The organism is Marinobacter litoralis (genome assembly GCF_003336705.1).
GTDB classification, from domain to species: Bacteria; Pseudomonadota; Gammaproteobacteria; order Pseudomonadales; family Oleiphilaceae; genus Marinobacter; species Marinobacter litoralis.
In genome coordinates, this window is sequence record NZ_QMDL01000002.1 from 229,234 (window position 1) to 244,876 (window position 15,643).

General features: G+C 55.4%; 16 protein-coding genes. 12 read left to right on the forward strand and 4 right to left on the reverse strand.

The window, feature by feature from the left end; translation table 11 throughout:
* Positions 1-14: 14 nt before the first annotated feature.
* Positions 15-797, reverse strand: a complete 783-nt coding sequence (gene mlaE, locus DOQ08_RS06490) for a lipid asymmetry maintenance ABC transporter permease subunit MlaE (RefSeq protein ID WP_114334100.1) — start codon at positions 795-797, stop codon at positions 15-17.
* Complete coding sequence (locus DOQ08_RS06495) at positions 794-1,606, reverse strand: ABC transporter ATP-binding protein (RefSeq protein ID WP_114334101.1); 813 nt, start codon at positions 1,604-1,606, stop codon at positions 794-796. The genes mlaE and DOQ08_RS06495 overlap by 4 nt, the downstream gene beginning before the upstream one ends.
* 203 nt (positions 1,607-1,809) lie before the next feature.
* On the opposite strand from DOQ08_RS06495, the gene DOQ08_RS06500 reads away from it, so the two are divergent.
* The 12 genes from DOQ08_RS06500 to yjgA all read left to right on the forward strand — a co-directional run bounded on the left by DOQ08_RS06500 (position 1,810) and on the right by yjgA (position 11,064).
* Positions 1,810-2,799, forward strand: coding sequence for a KpsF/GutQ family sugar-phosphate isomerase (locus DOQ08_RS06500; RefSeq protein ID WP_114334102.1), 990 nt, complete (start codon positions 1,810-1,812; stop codon positions 2,797-2,799).
* Positions 2,799-3,368, forward strand: a complete 570-nt coding sequence (gene kdsC, locus DOQ08_RS06505) for a 3-deoxy-manno-octulosonate-8-phosphatase KdsC (protein ID WP_114334103.1) — start codon at positions 2,799-2,801, stop codon at positions 3,366-3,368. Before DOQ08_RS06500 ends, kdsC begins: the two co-directional genes overlap by 1 nt.
* Positions 3,365-3,964 carry an LPS export ABC transporter periplasmic protein LptC gene (gene lptC, locus DOQ08_RS06510; protein WP_227537535.1) on the forward strand — a complete coding sequence of 200 codons (600 nt, stop codon included), beginning with the start codon at positions 3,365-3,367 and terminating at the stop codon, positions 3,962-3,964. The genes kdsC and lptC overlap by 4 nt, the downstream gene beginning before the upstream one ends.
* Complete coding sequence (gene lptA, locus DOQ08_RS06515) at positions 3,948-4,469, forward strand: lipopolysaccharide transport periplasmic protein LptA (protein WP_114334104.1); 522 nt, start codon at positions 3,948-3,950, stop codon at positions 4,467-4,469. The genes lptC and lptA overlap by 17 nt, the downstream gene beginning before the upstream one ends.
* A 13-nt stretch (positions 4,470-4,482) precedes the next feature.
* On the forward strand, positions 4,483-5,208 hold the full coding sequence (lptB, locus tag DOQ08_RS06520) for an LPS export ABC transporter ATP-binding protein (RefSeq protein ID WP_114334105.1): 726 nt from the start codon (positions 4,483-4,485) through the stop codon (positions 5,206-5,208).
* Between the two features lie 176 nt (positions 5,209-5,384).
* Positions 5,385-6,920 (forward strand): RNA polymerase factor sigma-54, encoded by a 1,536-nt coding sequence (locus tag DOQ08_RS06525; RefSeq protein WP_264756353.1) that lies wholly within the window; start codon positions 5,385-5,387, stop codon positions 6,918-6,920.
* Positions 6,921-6,991: 71 nt separating this feature from the next.
* Positions 6,992-7,294 carry a ribosome hibernation promoting factor gene (gene hpf, locus DOQ08_RS06530; protein ID WP_114334106.1) on the forward strand — a complete coding sequence of 101 codons (303 nt, stop codon included), beginning with the start codon at positions 6,992-6,994 and terminating at the stop codon, positions 7,292-7,294.
* Positions 7,295-7,397: 103 nt separating this feature from the next.
* On the forward strand, positions 7,398-7,868 hold the full coding sequence (gene ptsN / locus DOQ08_RS06535; protein WP_114334107.1) for a PTS IIA-like nitrogen regulatory protein PtsN: 471 nt from the start codon (positions 7,398-7,400) through the stop codon (positions 7,866-7,868).
* Positions 7,869-7,910: 42 nt separating this feature from the next.
* Entirely contained in the window at positions 7,911-8,795 is an 885-nt protein-coding gene (rapZ, locus tag DOQ08_RS06540) for an RNase adapter RapZ (RefSeq protein WP_114334108.1), read from the forward strand.
* A gap of 6 nt (positions 8,796-8,801) precedes the next feature.
* Entirely contained in the window at positions 8,802-9,071 is a 270-nt protein-coding gene (locus tag DOQ08_RS06545; RefSeq protein ID WP_114334109.1) for an HPr family phosphocarrier protein, read from the forward strand.
* An 86-nt stretch (positions 9,072-9,157) separates the two neighbouring features.
* Complete coding sequence (mgtE, locus tag DOQ08_RS06550; RefSeq protein ID WP_114334110.1) at positions 9,158-10,519, forward strand: magnesium transporter; 1,362 nt, start codon at positions 9,158-9,160, stop codon at positions 10,517-10,519.
* Positions 10,520-10,536: 17 nt separating this feature from the next.
* A complete protein-coding gene (gene yjgA / locus DOQ08_RS06555) occupies positions 10,537-11,064 on the forward strand; it encodes a ribosome biogenesis factor YjgA (RefSeq protein WP_114334111.1) in 528 nt (175 codons plus the stop codon).
* 13 nt (positions 11,065-11,077) lie between these two features.
* Here yjgA and DOQ08_RS06560 read toward each other — a convergent pair whose 3' ends face one another.
* Positions 11,078-11,902, reverse strand: a complete 825-nt coding sequence (locus DOQ08_RS06560; RefSeq protein ID WP_114334112.1) for a carbon-nitrogen hydrolase family protein — start codon at positions 11,900-11,902, stop codon at positions 11,078-11,080.
* 15 nt (positions 11,903-11,917) lie between these two features.
* Complete coding sequence (locus tag DOQ08_RS06565; protein WP_114334113.1) at positions 11,918-15,631, reverse strand: YhdP family phospholipid transporter; 3,714 nt, start codon at positions 15,629-15,631, stop codon at positions 11,918-11,920.
* Positions 15,632-15,643: the final 12 nt, after the last annotated feature.

Consider the following 15,643-nt stretch of genomic DNA (forward strand, 5'->3'; position numbering starts at 1 on the left):
CCCTGAAATCCTTATTAGAAATCGCCAAACATAACAGCGGTCAGCACGAAATCGAGGCCGAGCACCGCCAGTGATGAATACACAACTGTTTTGGTCGTCGCAGAACTGATACCTGCTGACGTAGGCACACAGTCGTACCCTTGATAAACGGCAATCCAGGCGCAGACAAACCCGAACACCACACTCTTAATGACACCGTTGAGCACGTCGTCCAGAAAATCGACCGATGACTGCATGTTGCCCCAGAAAGAACCCTCGAACACACCCAGCCAGTCAACACCCACCAGCATGCCACCCCAGATGCCGACTACCGAGAAGATCATCGCCAATATCGGCATCGCAATAAACCCGGCCCACAGGCGGGGCGCTACCACGCGCCGCAGGGGATCAACGCCCATCATTTCCATACTGGAAAGTTGCTCGGTCGCCTTCATCAAACCGATTTCTGCGGTCAGTGCAGAGCCTGCCCGACCGGCGAACAACAGCGCGGTGACCACGGGGCCTAACTCTCGCACCAAGGTTAGCGCAATCATCTGACCGATTGCGGCCTCTGAGCCATAATCACTGAGGATAGTGTAGCCCTGAAGCGCCAACACCATGCCAATAAACAGGCCCGACACCACAACAATCGCCAGCGACAAAACACCCACTGAGTAAAGCTGTTTAATGAGAAGCGGAAAGCCCGTCGCCGGCTTTGGCACACCAACGAGAACACCCACCAAAAACTGGGTGGCGCGCCCCAACGAGCCCACGACTTCCATGCTTCTTCGACCGAAGCCCGCTACATAATCCATCATAGCGATACTCCTTTAATGCCAAAGTCATCAACAGGTTTGCTAGCCGGGTAATGAAAAGGCACCGGGCCGTCTGGCTTGCCGCTTAGAAACTGCTGGACAAGCTCCGAGGGATGGTTACGCAATTCTTCCGGTGTACCCGTGCCAATCACCTTGCCATCGGCAATGATGCAAGCGTAATGGCAGATGCTTAGGGATTCCGGCACATCATGAGACACCAGCACGCTGGTTAACCCCATCGAACTGTTGAGATCTCTGATCAACTTAACCAGTACACCCATCGCGATAGGGTCTTGTCCGGCAAAGGGTTCGTCGTACATGATCAGCTCAGGGTCCAGCGCGATGCTTCGGGCCAGTGCAACTCGGCGAGTCATACCGCCAGAGAGTTCGGAGGGCATCAGATCCCGGGCGCCGCGCAGCCCCACCGCTTCCAGCTTCATCAACACGATGTCGCGGATCATGTCTTCCGGCAGGGAGGTGTGGACGCGCAGCGGGAACGCCACGTTCTCGAACACGCTGATGTCCGTGAACAGTGCGCCACTCTGGAACAGCATGCCCATCTTTTCCCGCAGACGATAAAGCGCCTTCCGTTTAAGCTTCGGAACGTCATGGCCTGCCATGATGACCTGACCGGAATCCGGCTTCAGCTGTCCGCCGATCACCCGCAGCAGCGTCGTCTTGCCGGTGCCACTTGGCCCCATAATAGCGGTGATCTTACCCACTGGAATGTCCAGGGTAATGCCGTCAAAAATGCGCCGACCGGAGCGGGAAAACACCACATCCTTTAGCGTTATGTATGCAGATGACTCCATAATTCATCCTTTTCGAGGAGCGCCTACATTAAGATAAGCGTCGCCGGACCTCAATCTCAGGTTATTAAAATGTACTGATGGCAACGTTCAGATCCCCTGAACATTGGCAGCCCTACCGGGTATCAGTGATATACTTTCCGCCATAGTCGTCCGTCCCGATAACCGGGCCGGGTTCACAGACCGACCGAGTAAAGCCAGCCGAGATGACAGATTCAAACACTTCAAGTTCCCGGGATTACCGCAGCTCCGCCGTTCGGGCCATCCAGATTGAACGGGATGCAATCGAAGCACTTGAACACCGTATCAACGGCGACTTCACACGTGCCTGTGACATCATCATGGCGTGCAAAGGCCGTGTCGTGGTGACCGGGATGGGTAAATCCGGCCACATCGGAAACAAGATTGCCGCCACTCTGGCCAGCACCGGGACACCCTCTTTTTTCGTGCATCCGGGGGAAGCCAGTCACGGTGATCTCGGCATGATCACCCCGCAAGACGTGGTTATCGCCATCTCTAACAGCGGCAGTACCAGCGAAGTTGTCACCATTCTACCTTTAATTCGAAGAATGGGCGCGCCCCTGATCAGCATGACGGGCAATCCGGAATCGTTACTGGCGAAAGAAGCGGCAGCCAATCTGGATGTGAGCGTTGCCAGTGAAGCCTGCCCGCTCGGGCTTGCCCCCACATCCAGCACAACCGCCACCTTGGTTATGGGCGACGCCTTAGCCGTTGCGTTACTGGAAGCTCGCGGGTTCAGCGCGGAAGATTTCGCCTTTTCCCATCCCGGCGGTCGCCTTGGCCGACGCCTTTTGCTGCGCGTTTCCGACATCATGCACTCGGGCGATAAGGTGCCCAAGGTACTTGAAACCACCACCCTCAGCGGCGCACTGCTCGAAATAACCCGCAAAGGTCTGGGCATGACCACCGTAGTAAACGACTCTGGCGAATTAACCGGCATCTTTACCGACGGCGACCTGCGCCGAACGCTGGACAAGTCCGTGGACGTACACACGACCAATATCGATCAGGTGATGACACGCAACGGCAAAACCATTCAGGCTGACCAACTGGCGGCCGATGCGCTCAACATTATGGAAGAGCTGAAAATCAACGCCCTGCCGGTGACGGATAGCGAAGGCAACCTGGTGGGAGCCATCAACATGCACGACTTGTTGCGGGCGGGGGTGATCTGATGCCAGATTTCACTCCACCCCTCAGCCAACACTGGAACGACGAACTCCTGACCAAAGCCTCTGCCATCAAGCTTGTTGCTTTTGATGTGGACGGCATTATGAGCGATGGAAAACTTTACTTCAGCGCCAGTGGCGATGAACTGAAAACTTTCAACATCCTCGATGGCCTGGGGCTGAAGCAACTGATGAACGCCGGTATCACTGTGGCCGTGATCACCGGTAGGCGCTCTCCCCTAACCGAAAAGCGCATGAACGATTTGGGCATCACTCACCTCATGCAAGGACGGGAAGATAAAAAAGTCGCCCTGCAAGAGCTGGTAGCCAACATGGATATCACGCCTGAGCAAATCGCTTACATGGGTGATGATCTGCCCGACCTTCCTGCACTACAATTTGCCGGCCTTGGCATCACCGTGCCGAACGGATACTGGCTGGTCAGACACCATGCCGATTACTGCACCACAGTAGCCGGTGGCTGCGGCGCGGTGAGAGAAGCCTGCGACCTGATTCTCTGGTCACAAGACCGGCTTACGACAATTCTCGAGCCTTATGTGAGCACCGAATCGTGATCGCGAGACTGTTCAGCCCCGGAAAAGGCAAAGCTTGGGCCCGGACACTGGCTCTGGGCGGCACAATTGCGGCCACCTTATTTCTCATGTGGCAAAGCGACGAACCGCCGGGCAGTCAAGAGAAAGCCAAGGAACTGCGCGGCCCGGCCGAACCGGACGGGTTTATCATTCAAGCGGATTACCGAACCTGGGACGCTCAGGGCAACCCGAAAATCCGCATGACCAGCCCGCGCATCGAACAGTTCGAAAGCAACAACCTCGCTGCCATGGAGCAGCCCCGCGCCACCCTGCACGGAGAAGGCGATCCGGTACCGTGGAATATCGAAGCGGATCAAGGTAGCCTTTTGCAAAATGACGGCTTGGTGAATCTGAACGGCAACGTGGTGATCCAACGCCAGTTTCAAGGCTCTGACACCACCTTCAAAACCGACGAGCTAACCCTGAATAATACCGAGGGTACCGTGTACACCGACCAACCGGTGACCATCACCGAACCACACGGCACCACCAAAGCGACAGGCATGAAAGCCTGGCTGGACGACCGAATTCTGGAACTCAATTCCCAAGTGGAAGGGCATTATGATCCCATCAGGTAACCGACTTCTTTTTCCGCTGATCATGGCAGCCACCTTTTTGGCCGCCCCGGCAGCCGCCTTCACGCTGGACTCCGACGAGCCCATCAAAGTCAGCGCCAACTCAGCGCGACTGGATGACAGCGCTGGCACAGCCATCTACACCGGTGCCGTAGAACTGGTGCAAGGCAACGTAAAGCTAGACGCGGAACGGGTTGTCCTGTATCGCAGCCCACAAGGCCTGAGCCGGATTGAAGCGAGCGGCTCCCCCGCCGTATACAGCCAGCCTTCCCAAGACCAAACGGCGGTCATTAATGCCGAAGCACTGAATATCACCTGGTCTGCCAAAGACAGCCAACTGACCTTTGAACGTGAAGCCTTAATCGAACAAGGTGGCAGCACGTTCCGCGGTGACATCATTCACTACGACACCGTGAATCGAGTGGTTACGGCAGAAGGCGGCAGCTCTGAGGGCACAAACTCTGGCCGCGTAGAAATGGTGATTCAGCCCCGCAGCTCAGGTCAATAACAGGAAGGTTCTGATGGCAGTTCTCAGGGCCAGCAATCTGGCCAAAAGCTACAAGCAGAAAAAAGTGGTTCTGGACGTGTCTCTGGAGATTCGTTCAGGCGAAATCGTTGGTTTGCTGGGCCCCAACGGAGCCGGTAAAACCACCTGTTTTTACATGATTGTCGGGCTGGTTCCGGCTGACCACGGCCGCATCACCATCGACAACAATGATATTACTCCCCTGCCCATGCACGGACGGGCCAGAAAAGGCATCGGCTACTTGCCACAAGAGGCGTCTGTTTTTCGCAAGCTGACCGTGCGCGACAACATCATGGCCATCCTGGAAACCCGCAAATCGCTTTCTAAAGCAGATCGCGAAGCCAAACTGGAAGAACTCCTCGAAGAGTTTCACATCACCCACATTCGCGACAGCGTGGGCATGGCACTTTCGGGCGGTGAGCGCCGTCGGGTAGAGATTGCCCGCGCTTTGGCGATGGAACCTGCGTTCATCCTTCTGGACGAACCCTTTGCGGGTGTAGACCCCATTTCGGTCAGCGACATTAAACACATCATCCGGCACCTGCGCGACAAAGGCATCGGGGTTCTCATCACCGACCACAACGTTCGCGAAACCCTGGATATTTGCGAAAACGCCTACATTGTCTCGGGTGGCCACATCATTGCATCGGGCAATGCAGATGCCATTCTTGCCAACCAGCAAGTGAAAGAAGTTTATCTGGGAGACGAGTTCCGACTATAGACAATCGTAGACCTGAGAACCGGGCTGATTGTTTTGCTGAACGCGAGCAAGTAAACTCGGCAGGGTACTTGCTTATATTGTTGACCACGCACTGTAAGTCACCAGCGCACAACAATTTTTTATATTTGCAAGCAATGCTTTTGATCAGGATACAAGCACGTTATGGATATTGAGCCATGGTTATGAAAGCTTCATTACAGCTTAAAATGGGCCAAAGCCTAACCATGACACCCCAGCTGCAACAAGCCATTCGGCTGCTGCAGCTCTCCACGTTGGACCTGCAGCAGGAAATCCAGCAAGCACTCGATTCCAACCCGATGCTGGAAACCTCCGAGGACGACGATCAGGCGGACTCAAACGACCAGCAAGAGAACAGCCACGACCAGCACGAGACAGCTTCGGCTCAGGAAGAGCAAAACACCGACTCGCAAAGTTCGGATTGGGACGAATCGGAAGCCGCCCCCGACTGGTCGGCGGAAGACCAAACGCCGGATACCATTCCTGACGATCTGCCTGTCGATACCGCCTGGGATGACATCTACCAATCGGCCCCGGCCCCGGCCAGCCGGGGTGAAGACGAACACGACTCCGATTTCGAAACCCGAAATTCCCCGAGTGAAACGCTACACGACCATCTTGAGTGGCAGCTGAACCTGACACCGCTCAGCGAACGGGATCAGGCGATTGCACACGCCCTGCTCGATGCCGTCGATGACCGAGGGTACTTAACGTCTTCCATCGAAGAGATTCACTCCGGTTTATTCGAAGGTTCGGAAGACGATCCGCTGGAACTCGACGAAGTTCAGGCGGTTCTGCGCAGGCTTCAGCATTTTGATCCGCCCGGGGTATTTGCCCAGGATCTGCAAGACTGCCTGATGATCCAACTGAACCAGCTGCCGCCAGACACCCTTTGGCTACGCCAAGCGAAGCTCGTCGTTACCCAGTTCCTGCACTTGCTGGGCAATCGTGACTACGCTCAGCTGCTTCGTCGTAGCCGCCTGAAAGAAGACCAGCTGAAAGAAGTGCTGGGGCTCATCACCAGCCTGAATCCGACACCCGGCGACAGTATCGATCGCACAGAACCGGACTATGTCATTCCGGATGTTATCGTGCGCAAACACCAAGGCCGCTGGCGAGTTGAACTTAATCCGGAAATTGCCCCGCGCATTCGCGTGAACGCGAGCTATGCTTCACTTATACGCCGGGCAGACAGCAGCGCAGACAACACCTACATGCGCGACCAGCTGCAAGAAGCCAAGTGGTTTATCAAAAGCCTGCAGAGCCGGAACGAGACCTTGCTTAAAGTGGCCACCCGTATTGTTGAATACCAGCAAGGCTTTCTGGATCATGGCGACGAAGCCATGAAGCCACTGATTCTGTCGGACATCGCCCAGGCGGTAGATATGCACGAGTCGACCATATCGCGGGTCACCACTCAAAAGTACATGCATACACCGCGGGGTATTTTTGAACTTAAATACTTTTTCTCCAGCCACGTGGGCACTGCCGAGGGTGGAGAATGTTCCTCAACGGCGATTCGTGCGATGATCAAAAAACTGATTGCGGACGAAACACCAAAAAAGCCATTGAGTGATAGCAAAATAGCAGCCATGCTAGGAGAACAGGGGATCAATGTTGCCCGACGTACGGTAGCCAAGTACAGAGAGGCGATGCACATCCCTCCCTCGAACGAGCGTAAGCGTTTGGTTTAAGGATTCGTCAGTACAAGAGGTGCTGACACTCAGTCCGGCAAAAGCCGGCTATATGACAACAGGAGAAGCCTATGCAACTCAATATTTCAGGCCATCATGTAGAACTGACTCCCGCACTAAAGGATTACGTAAGCACCAAGTTTGATAAGCTTCAGCGACACTTCGACCACATCAGTAATTGTCAGGTGACGTTGCAAGTTGAGAAAGTTCGCCAAATGGCCGAAGCTACCCTCCACGTGATTGGTGGCGAAATTCACGCAAAGGCTGAGAACGAGGATATGTACGCCGCCATCGACGGTCTGGTCGACAAACTCGACCGACAAATCCTCAAACATAAAGAAAAGACAGTTGCCCGGATGCAAGGTAACGGTTAACGCGCCTCTTAGCGTGAAACCGAACCGGGCGTTTCAATAAAACGTGCTGCGGCAGGAGTATGATCCGGCCGCAGCCTTTTTTTTACGGAAATGAAGTCGATCTATGAGCGATTCATCCCTGACCATCGACAACATTCTGGCTCCAGAACTGACTCTGTGCCGTGTTGCAGCGTCAAGCAAAAAGCGAGTACTGGAGTTTATCGCTGAATACATTCACCAACAGGATGAAAGTCTCAACGATACAGATATTTTCAACAACCTGGTGTCGCGCGAGCGCCTGGGCAGTACCGGCATCGGCGATGGGATCGCAATCCCCCATTGCCGTCTGGACGGGCTGGACAGAGTCATTGGGGTATTGATGACACTGGCCGAACCGGTCGATTTCGATTCCATCGACAACCAGCCGGTGGATATTGTTTTCGCCCTGATTGTGCCGAAAGAGGCAACCAGCGAACACCTGGAGCTACTCAGCCAGCTCGCTGAAAAGTTTAATGAAAGCTCTTTTTGCGAAAAACTGCGCCAGTGCCAGGATACCGACAGCCTGCACAAGACCATGATTTCTAATCAGAATTGATACGGGTTCAGCAAACGCGCGCAGCATGAGAGGAAAACTGTTATGAAGCTGATCATCGTCAGCGGCCGCTCAGGCTCAGGTAAAAGTACCGCCTTGCATGTACTGGAAGACTTGGGGTTCTACTGCATCGACAACCTCCCCATTGGGCTTCTCTTCCCCCTGACCCAAGAAGCTGCTCCCCAGGAGGCGACCACTCGCCTGCGGAAAATGGCGGTCAGCATTGACGCGCGCAACCTGTCGGGTGAGCTGGCGAATTTCGAGGCGATTTACAGCCAACTCAAGAGCACTGGCATCGATGTTGAGATCATCTTTCTGGATGCCGATGAGCAAACCCTGCTTCAACGTTTCCACGCGACTCGTCGCAAACACCCGCTCAGCGATGACAAAACCTCTCTTCCTGAAGCAGTGTCTTACGAGAAAACCCTACTCGAGCCTCTGTCCCGGTTGGCCGACCTGTATATAAATACCACAGGGTTGTCCATGTACGAGCTGCGTGACATGGTCAAGCAACGGGTCGCCGGCCGCAAAGATCAGGAATTAGCGTTGCTGGTTCAGTCGTTTGGCTTCAAGCATGGTGTCCCAGTGGACTCCGATTACGTATTCGATGTACGGTGCCTCCCCAACCCCTACTGGGACACCAACCTGCGAAAGTACACGGGCATCGACCAACCGGTCATCGACTTCCTCGAGCGCGAACCGTTAAGCCAGAAAATGGTGAGCGACATCGTCGGATTTCTGGACTCCTGGCTGCCTTCGTTTGCAGACAGCAACCGAAGCTACATGACCATCTCCATCGGTTGCACCGGCGGCCAACATCGATCGGTGTACGTTTCCGAACAACTGACCAAACACTTCGCGAAAAAGTACCGTAACGTACAGGTTCGTCACTCCGAGCTGCCTCACCTGCAGGCACGAGGGGAAATCTGATTCGCCATGATCAGCCGCACCGTTACAATTATCAACAAACTCGGGTTGCACGCCCGGGCTACCGCGAAACTGGTCGCTACCGCCTCCGAGTACGAATCCGAGGTCTGGATCAGCCGCAACGACCGCAAGGTAAATGCCAAAAACATCATGCAAGTCATGATGCTTGCGGCCAGCCAAGGCACAACCGTTGAACTCATTGCAGACGGGCCGGACGCACAAGAAGCCATCGACGCACTCACCGATCTGATTGCAGATTATTTCGGCGAAGGCGGCTGATTCTTCGTAATTCACCTACAACTCCCCCTCACCGACGCTCGCTAACTCCGCTATAATACGGAGGTTTTCTGACCGTAGGTGGATCCATGTCTGATATTCTGGAACAAAGTCAGGCCCACCAGAGACTCCGCTCCCTGAGTGAGGCTCTGGATAGTGGCGCGCTGAAGCAGGTTGCCCGCATCCTGAATGGCGGCCTCAGTCCCAGCGATATCGCCCACCTGCTTGAATCCTCTCCGCCGCGCCAGCGGGCTTTGCTGTGGAACCTGGTTGATAAGCAACTGGAAGGCGAAGTTCTCCAGCACCTCGGTGACGATATCCGAGGCTACTTCCTGAGTAAATTCAACGCTCAGGAACTGGCTGACATCATTGAAGACTTCGAATCGGACGACCTTGCCGATTTGCTTCAACAGCTACCGGACACGGTGATTCTGGAAGTCCTGGAAACCATGGACGAACAGGATCGGCAACGGGTCGAAGAAGTCCTGTCCTATCCCGAAGACACCGCCGGCGGCTTGATGAACACGGACACCATTACGGTGCGCCCGGACATCAGTATCGACGTGGTACTGCGCTATTTACGCCGCCACCGTAGCCTGCCCCCGATGACGGATAGCCTGATCGTGGTTAACCGGCGGGACGAGTTTATCGGCACCCTTGCCATCACCCGGATGCTGGTATCGAACCCTGCGTCTACGGTCCGGGAAGTCATGGACACAGATATTGAGCCGATTCCGGTCAGCTTATCCGACACCAAAGTGGCCACTCTGTTCGAACGGTATGACCTGATTTCAGCTCCGGTCGTTAACGAACAAAACAAGCTGCTGGGCCGCATCACCATCGATGACGTGGTCGACGTTATCCGTGAAGATGCCGACCACTCTCTGATGAGTCTGGCCGGTCTGGATGAAGATGAAGATACCTTCGCCCCGGTGATGAAAACCACCCGCCGCCGTGCGGTCTGGCTGGGCATCAATCTGTTGACCGCATTCACCGCCTCGGCAGTGATCGGGCTCTTTGAAGAAACCATTGCCAAGGTGGTTGCCCTGGCCGTTCTTATGCCCATTGTCGCCAGTATGGGCGGCATTGCAGGCAGTCAAACGCTAACGCTGGTGATTCGCGGCATGGCTGTAGGGCAAATCAGCAGCGTTAACGTTGCGTGGTTGCTGAATCGGGAGCTGCTCTCCGGTATCCTTAACGGACTTTTGTGGGCGGGCGTCGTCGCCACTGCGGCCATTCTGTGGTTCGGCGACTGGATGATCGGCGGTGTGATAGCGGCCGCCATAGTGATTAATCTGGTGGCGGCCACGGTGACTGGCACCTTACTGCCCCTATTTCTGAAGTCCCGTAACATTGACCCCGCCCTTGCCGGCGGTGTTATTCTGACAACGGTGACCGATGTTGTTGGCTTCATGGCCTTTCTGGGATTGGCCACCCTCTTTTACGCCTGACAGAACCGATAAACAACATGACTGATCATACTGACGACCAACTTCCAGAATATCTGGGGCCCAGTAAATCGCAATTGAAGCGAGAAATGCACGAACTGCAGGATCTCGGCAAGCGCATGCTGGAGCTGAATGACGACCAGCTGGCCACGCTTCCGATCAGCGACAGACTGCAACGGGCGATTCTGGAATCACGCCGCATCACTCAGCGTGAAGCCCGCCGCCGGCATCTGCAATACATTGGCAAGATCATTCGACAAGAAGACGATCCCGAGACCATCAGCAAAACCATTGATGCGTTCTATGCGGGCAGCGAAGAGCATACGCGTCGCCATCACCTGGCTGAGCGCTGGCGCGACAAGATGATTTCGGAAGGGGATTCGGTGGTTGGCGAGTTTATCGACTACTGCCCGACCGCCGAGGTTCAGCACCTGCGCAATCTGGTGCGGAACGCTCGCAAAGAAGTCGAAAAGCAAGCCAATACCGGCCAGTCTCGCAAGCTATTCCGCGCGCTTCGGGAATGGATTGACGAAGCCGAGCAGCGCTAACGCTGCCGGCCCTTTATAAGCGCCGGTGTTCCCACACCGGCATGCGCGTCCGCACTTGTTTCAAGTGTTCCAGACTAACATCTGCCAGCGCCACACCCGGCCCTTCTTCGATTTCGACAACCTCCTTGCCCCACGGATCGCAAACCAGACTGTGGCCATAGGTGCGTCTACGCTCACTATTCTGACCACCCTGCCCCGGTGCCACCACCCATATCTGATTCTCAATGGCGCGGGCGCGAATCAAAGCATGCCAATGGGCATCTCCGGTTTGCCAGGTAAATGCACTGGGCAAACACACCCAATCGACACCCTGCTCCCGAAGGGCACGAAACAACTCCGGAAACCGCAGGTCGTAGCAGATTGCCAGCCCTAATCGCCCCGCAGGCGTATCAATAGTGACAACCTGATCACCGGGTTCGAAGGCATCGGATTCCCGGTATTGGCCGTGGGCGTCTTCGACCATGGCATCGAACAGATGAATTTTGTCGTAACGCGCAACTTCACGGCCCTGGTCGTCGTAAACCAGACAACTCGCCCTCACCCGGTCCGCAATGGCCGAGCCGTCCGGCCGATTGGCCAAAGGCATGGAGCCCCCGACAATCCAAAGCCCGAGCGATCTGGCTTGTTCCGCAAGAAAACGCCTCACCACGGGGCTGTCGCCCACTTCTTGCTCACCACAGGCCCGCATTTGGCTGGTGGCCAATACCGCAAAGTTCTCTGGCAACACCGCCACCTTGGCGCCGCGCTCGGCAGCTTCTTTCAGCAAGCGGGCAGCTTCTGCCAGATTGACGGCACGATCATGACCACTGACCATTTGAATTGCAGCAACCTTCGTCATAACCAGTCTCCCGAATTACTCGCCTGTATCAAACACACCTTTCAACTCAACTTTTGGATCGCTCCAGCTACCTGTCACAGTATAGGTGGCACTGGTCAGTTTACTGAGAGGGTCTCCCAGTATCTTATCCAACACAAACAAAGCCCCCCCAATGGGCGCACTGGCCCCCATCAAAAGTGCCGCCAAGGGCAGGTTTTGGGTGATCGGCAATACCATCACCAAACGCATATCCAGATCTTCAGTCGCCATATTGGTGTTGCCGCTGATCTTAAAAGCGCCCGACGGGCCTACCAACTGCAGTTCGGGGTCCAGACTGAGCAATCCACTGGTGATAACCGCTTTGCCCGAGATGGCATCAAAGGCAACCCCTGCTTCATACAGATCCGAGAAATCCAGACTCAAGCGCCGCCATAAGGTATCGGTATTCAGCAGGTTAAATATCCGGAACAGTTGCGCCGAGTTGTTTTGCTCGAGAATTACACCGTCATCTAACCGCACACTGACGTTACCACTGAGCTTGCCAAGCTCCAAATGCGCAGGGCTGCCGGGCCAGTCCAGGTCCAGTTCTATGCTCGTCTCATCGTTGTTCAACGGAATGGAGCCACCGGTAATAGGCTCCAGATCCTTGAGTGCTCCACCTGCAACCTGCCCCTTAAACAGGGTCACCTCCCGACCGTCCAGAATGCGCCAAATCATATCCCCAGTCAGCGTTAACGAGCCGACTTGCCCCTCAATCTCGGTGACATTCAACTGGTGATCCTCCGGGCGAAGCTTAAACGCCCAGCGCCCGGCCGGTTTATCACCAACGGTCAACGCAGCTATTCGGCCGTCTATGTTCGGCCAGCTGCCAATATCCAGTTCCCGAAACGCTTCCAGTTGTTGTTCAAGCGTTAAAAGTTCTGGCTCATCTAATTCTTCATCGTCGCTCTGCCGAGTCAGCGTCAGGCTCTGAAGATCCACTTCAACCGTGCCGTCATTGTCTGGAATAACCACGCGCCCCACCGCCCGTTCGGACTCGGTATTCACCACCCAGCGGTCGCCTAAATCCAGTGCGCTGACCTGGATATCGGAAAGGCGATTGTCGCCAAGGTACAAGTGGTCGAAGGTCAGATCGACGGCGCCTTCTCTCAGATTCATGTCGAACGCCAGTCTGTTCACCCACTCACCGGACACTTGCACGCCTTCATCCACAAAGGGATTAACCTGCACATCGAGTTGCGCGGTGTCCAAAGCCTCTTTGCCATGGGGTTCCGGCCAGTCAACGGCCAATCCGAACAGATCGGACGATACCGAAATCGGGGACACACCCTCTTCCCCAATGGTGAGTCCTGCGCTGTATTCCATCGATCCACTCAACCCCAATGAGCTGCCGCCCGCCAGATCAAACTGTTTCAAAAAATCCGGCAACCTGACACGGCCAGTCTGTTGGATGTGCAAAGCACTGCCCTGCCCACTGTGGCCAAACCAAAGGTTGACCGGTTGCTGTAAGAACTCAGCTTTGACCGGGCCGCCGGAGAAACCAGCTTCGGTGTGGTACGTCAGGTTCGTGGTGATATTGCGCCACGCCAACCCGGTTTGAGGCAAAGCAAACCCGGCACCATCGGTTTGCACGTTCGCTTCAACAACCGGTGGCGCGTCGCTCAAGGGTAAATCAATGTTCAGGCCCAACTGGAACTGCCCGCGAATGTCCGCATCTGCCAGCGCTTCCCCACCCATCTCACCAAGCGGACTTTTGTCCAGCCACCATGACACGGCATCTCCAGTGACAGGCGCCGAGGTTGCTATACGAATTCGAGCAGGGTCACCCATCTGGCCGGGCACCACCCGCACCTTTGCCTGGTCAACCGCTAAACCACCGGTAATTCCCTTTTCGAGGGTTACCAAGGTATCGCCATTCTGAACCTCGACCCTGCCAGCCGCGTCGGTAACTACCGGCCATTGATCATCGTAGCGAACCCTGCCATTTTCGAATTCATACCACATAGACGACACGAAGGATCCCTCCGGGGCGTCGGCGCTAATGCGGCCATGGCCATAATATTCACCGGCAAGAACATCGGCCTCTTCAATTCGGGTAGACAACCACTGGTAAAGCCCTTCATCCACCACATAGGCAGGCACAAAGGCCGCCAGCATGTCAGCGGTGCCGTTTTTGACACCCACTCGCAAACCAAGGTTGTCTTCACCCTGTCCGTCGAGTTTCAGGTCGAACGCGCCGGTGATCACCGTGTCCTGCTGATACCCGAACTCAAGATCATCGGCGAAGACCCGAACTACAGAGCCATCCGTTAACCAGGACACCCGCCCTGTCAGTGAGTCAAAAGCCCATTCGTCAACGAATAAGGAAGGAAAACCCAGAGTAACCGGATCCGTGGCATCTAATTCGACAAAACCGCCTTGCGCGGACAACTCGAAATACCCGGCAAGCCCCGTTGCCCCCGGCGCACCTTGCCAGGCCTGCGCGCTGACTTCTCTCAGCTGCCCAGACAAGCTGAAATCTCCGGCCTGCTCAGGCAGTTGCAACAGCATGTCATCCACATAACCTTGAGGTCGGTAATGCTCCAGCGCCTGATTGGCCACTTCCGGTAACAGCTGCAGATTCAATATCAGCCTTCGGAGTGGGTCGAGCGGCAAGGCATCGGCCACGAGGGCCGTGCCATAGTCTTCGGGCTGAATTCTGAAACTGAACGGTTGCACCACATCTCCGGCCCACTGCCACTGCAGTTGCTGAAACATGAGTGCCTCGCTCCGCTTCCAGCCGAACCGTGCGTATATGTGTTCCAGTGGTGCCAGCGACTGACTGTTTACACCCAACTGCAAATACGGTGTTTCTACTTGCCCCTGAATCTGTTCCAGTTCGCCTTCTTCAAAGGTCAGCCAGGCCTTGCCGCCGACATCGAAGCCTTCCACGCGAATACCTTTCCAGCTCAGGTCATCCACCAGCCCGTCAAACAAACGGCCGGAATCGACATCGAGATAAAGCTGCCCGGTAAAATCACCGCGAAAAAAGTGCTGCCCGACCAACGCAAAGCTTGCCAACTGCGTCGCGGTCCCACTTTGCATCGCGCGGCCCGCCGCCTGAAACAGACCGCGGCGGTACAGCAAATCTAGCTGGGGAATATCAATGTGGCGCAAATGGTCTTTGCCATCATCCACGGTCAGGCTGACCCGGGTAATTCTGACTTCCGGGTCTGACAGCCAAGTACCCGCATAATCCAGCCACTTTTGCAGACTGCGCCCCTCTTTCATCGGGTTTTGCAGTAACTCTTCAACGGGATTCGCATCACCGGGAACGGCCGATCGTGTCAGCGTAAGTACAAGCTCGTCTGCTTCGAAGTCTTCGAAAACAATGCGAAAGCGCATCAACGACGATAGAAAATCCAGTTTGGCGTTCAGATACTCAAGATCCGCCACCACTTTCCCGGTTTCCGGATGGCGAACGATGATTTCATTGGCAGTGACAGAGGGGTTAAGCCACTGCCAGGAAGATGACAGGCGGCCAATGCTGATGTCCAGGCCAGTTTCTTCCGAGAGGATGCGAGCGGTTCGGTCCGAGAATTGATCAATATTCGAGGTAAGTTGCCGGCCAATGCCCGCGTATAAGGCGAGTAACACCAGAAAAACCAGCAACGCCCACCACACACACGAGGCAATGCCGGCCAAAACTCGGCCTATCAGTCCTCCGGGTGGTGGGTCTGCCTGAACACTGCCTTCGTCGCGGATCGACATCGTTATCGGTCA

Coding starts and splice junctions, on each gene's coding strand:
- mlaE (WP_114334100.1), bottom strand. CDS start 797: ATGATGGATTATGTAGCGGGCTTCGGTCGAAGAAGCATGGAAGTCGTG.
- DOQ08_RS06495 (WP_114334101.1), bottom strand. CDS start 1,606: ATGGAGTCATCTGCATACATAACGCTAAAGGATGTGGTGTTTTCCCGC.
- DOQ08_RS06500 (WP_114334102.1), top strand. CDS start 1,810: ATGACAGATTCAAACACTTCAAGTTCCCGGGATTACCGCAGCTCCGCC.
- kdsC (WP_114334103.1), top strand. CDS start 2,799: ATGCCAGATTTCACTCCACCCCTCAGCCAACACTGGAACGACGAACTC.
- lptA (WP_114334104.1), top strand. CDS start 3,948: ATGATCCCATCAGGTAACCGACTTCTTTTTCCGCTGATCATGGCAGCC.
- lptB (WP_114334105.1), top strand. CDS start 4,483: ATGGCAGTTCTCAGGGCCAGCAATCTGGCCAAAAGCTACAAGCAGAAA.
- DOQ08_RS06525 (WP_264756353.1), top strand. CDS start 5,385: ATGGTTATGAAAGCTTCATTACAGCTTAAAATGGGCCAAAGCCTAACC.
- hpf (WP_114334106.1), top strand. CDS start 6,992: ATGCAACTCAATATTTCAGGCCATCATGTAGAACTGACTCCCGCACTA.
- ptsN (WP_114334107.1), top strand. CDS start 7,398: ATGAGCGATTCATCCCTGACCATCGACAACATTCTGGCTCCAGAACTG.
- rapZ (WP_114334108.1), top strand. CDS start 7,911: ATGAAGCTGATCATCGTCAGCGGCCGCTCAGGCTCAGGTAAAAGTACC.
- DOQ08_RS06545 (WP_114334109.1), top strand. CDS start 8,802: ATGATCAGCCGCACCGTTACAATTATCAACAAACTCGGGTTGCACGCC.
- mgtE (WP_114334110.1), top strand. CDS start 9,158: ATGTCTGATATTCTGGAACAAAGTCAGGCCCACCAGAGACTCCGCTCC.
- yjgA (WP_114334111.1), top strand. CDS start 10,537: ATGACTGATCATACTGACGACCAACTTCCAGAATATCTGGGGCCCAGT.
- DOQ08_RS06560 (WP_114334112.1), bottom strand. CDS start 11,902: ATGACGAAGGTTGCTGCAATTCAAATGGTCAGTGGTCATGATCGTGCC.
- DOQ08_RS06565 (WP_114334113.1), bottom strand. CDS start 15,631: ATGTCGATCCGCGACGAAGGCAGTGTTCAGGCAGACCCACCACCCGGA.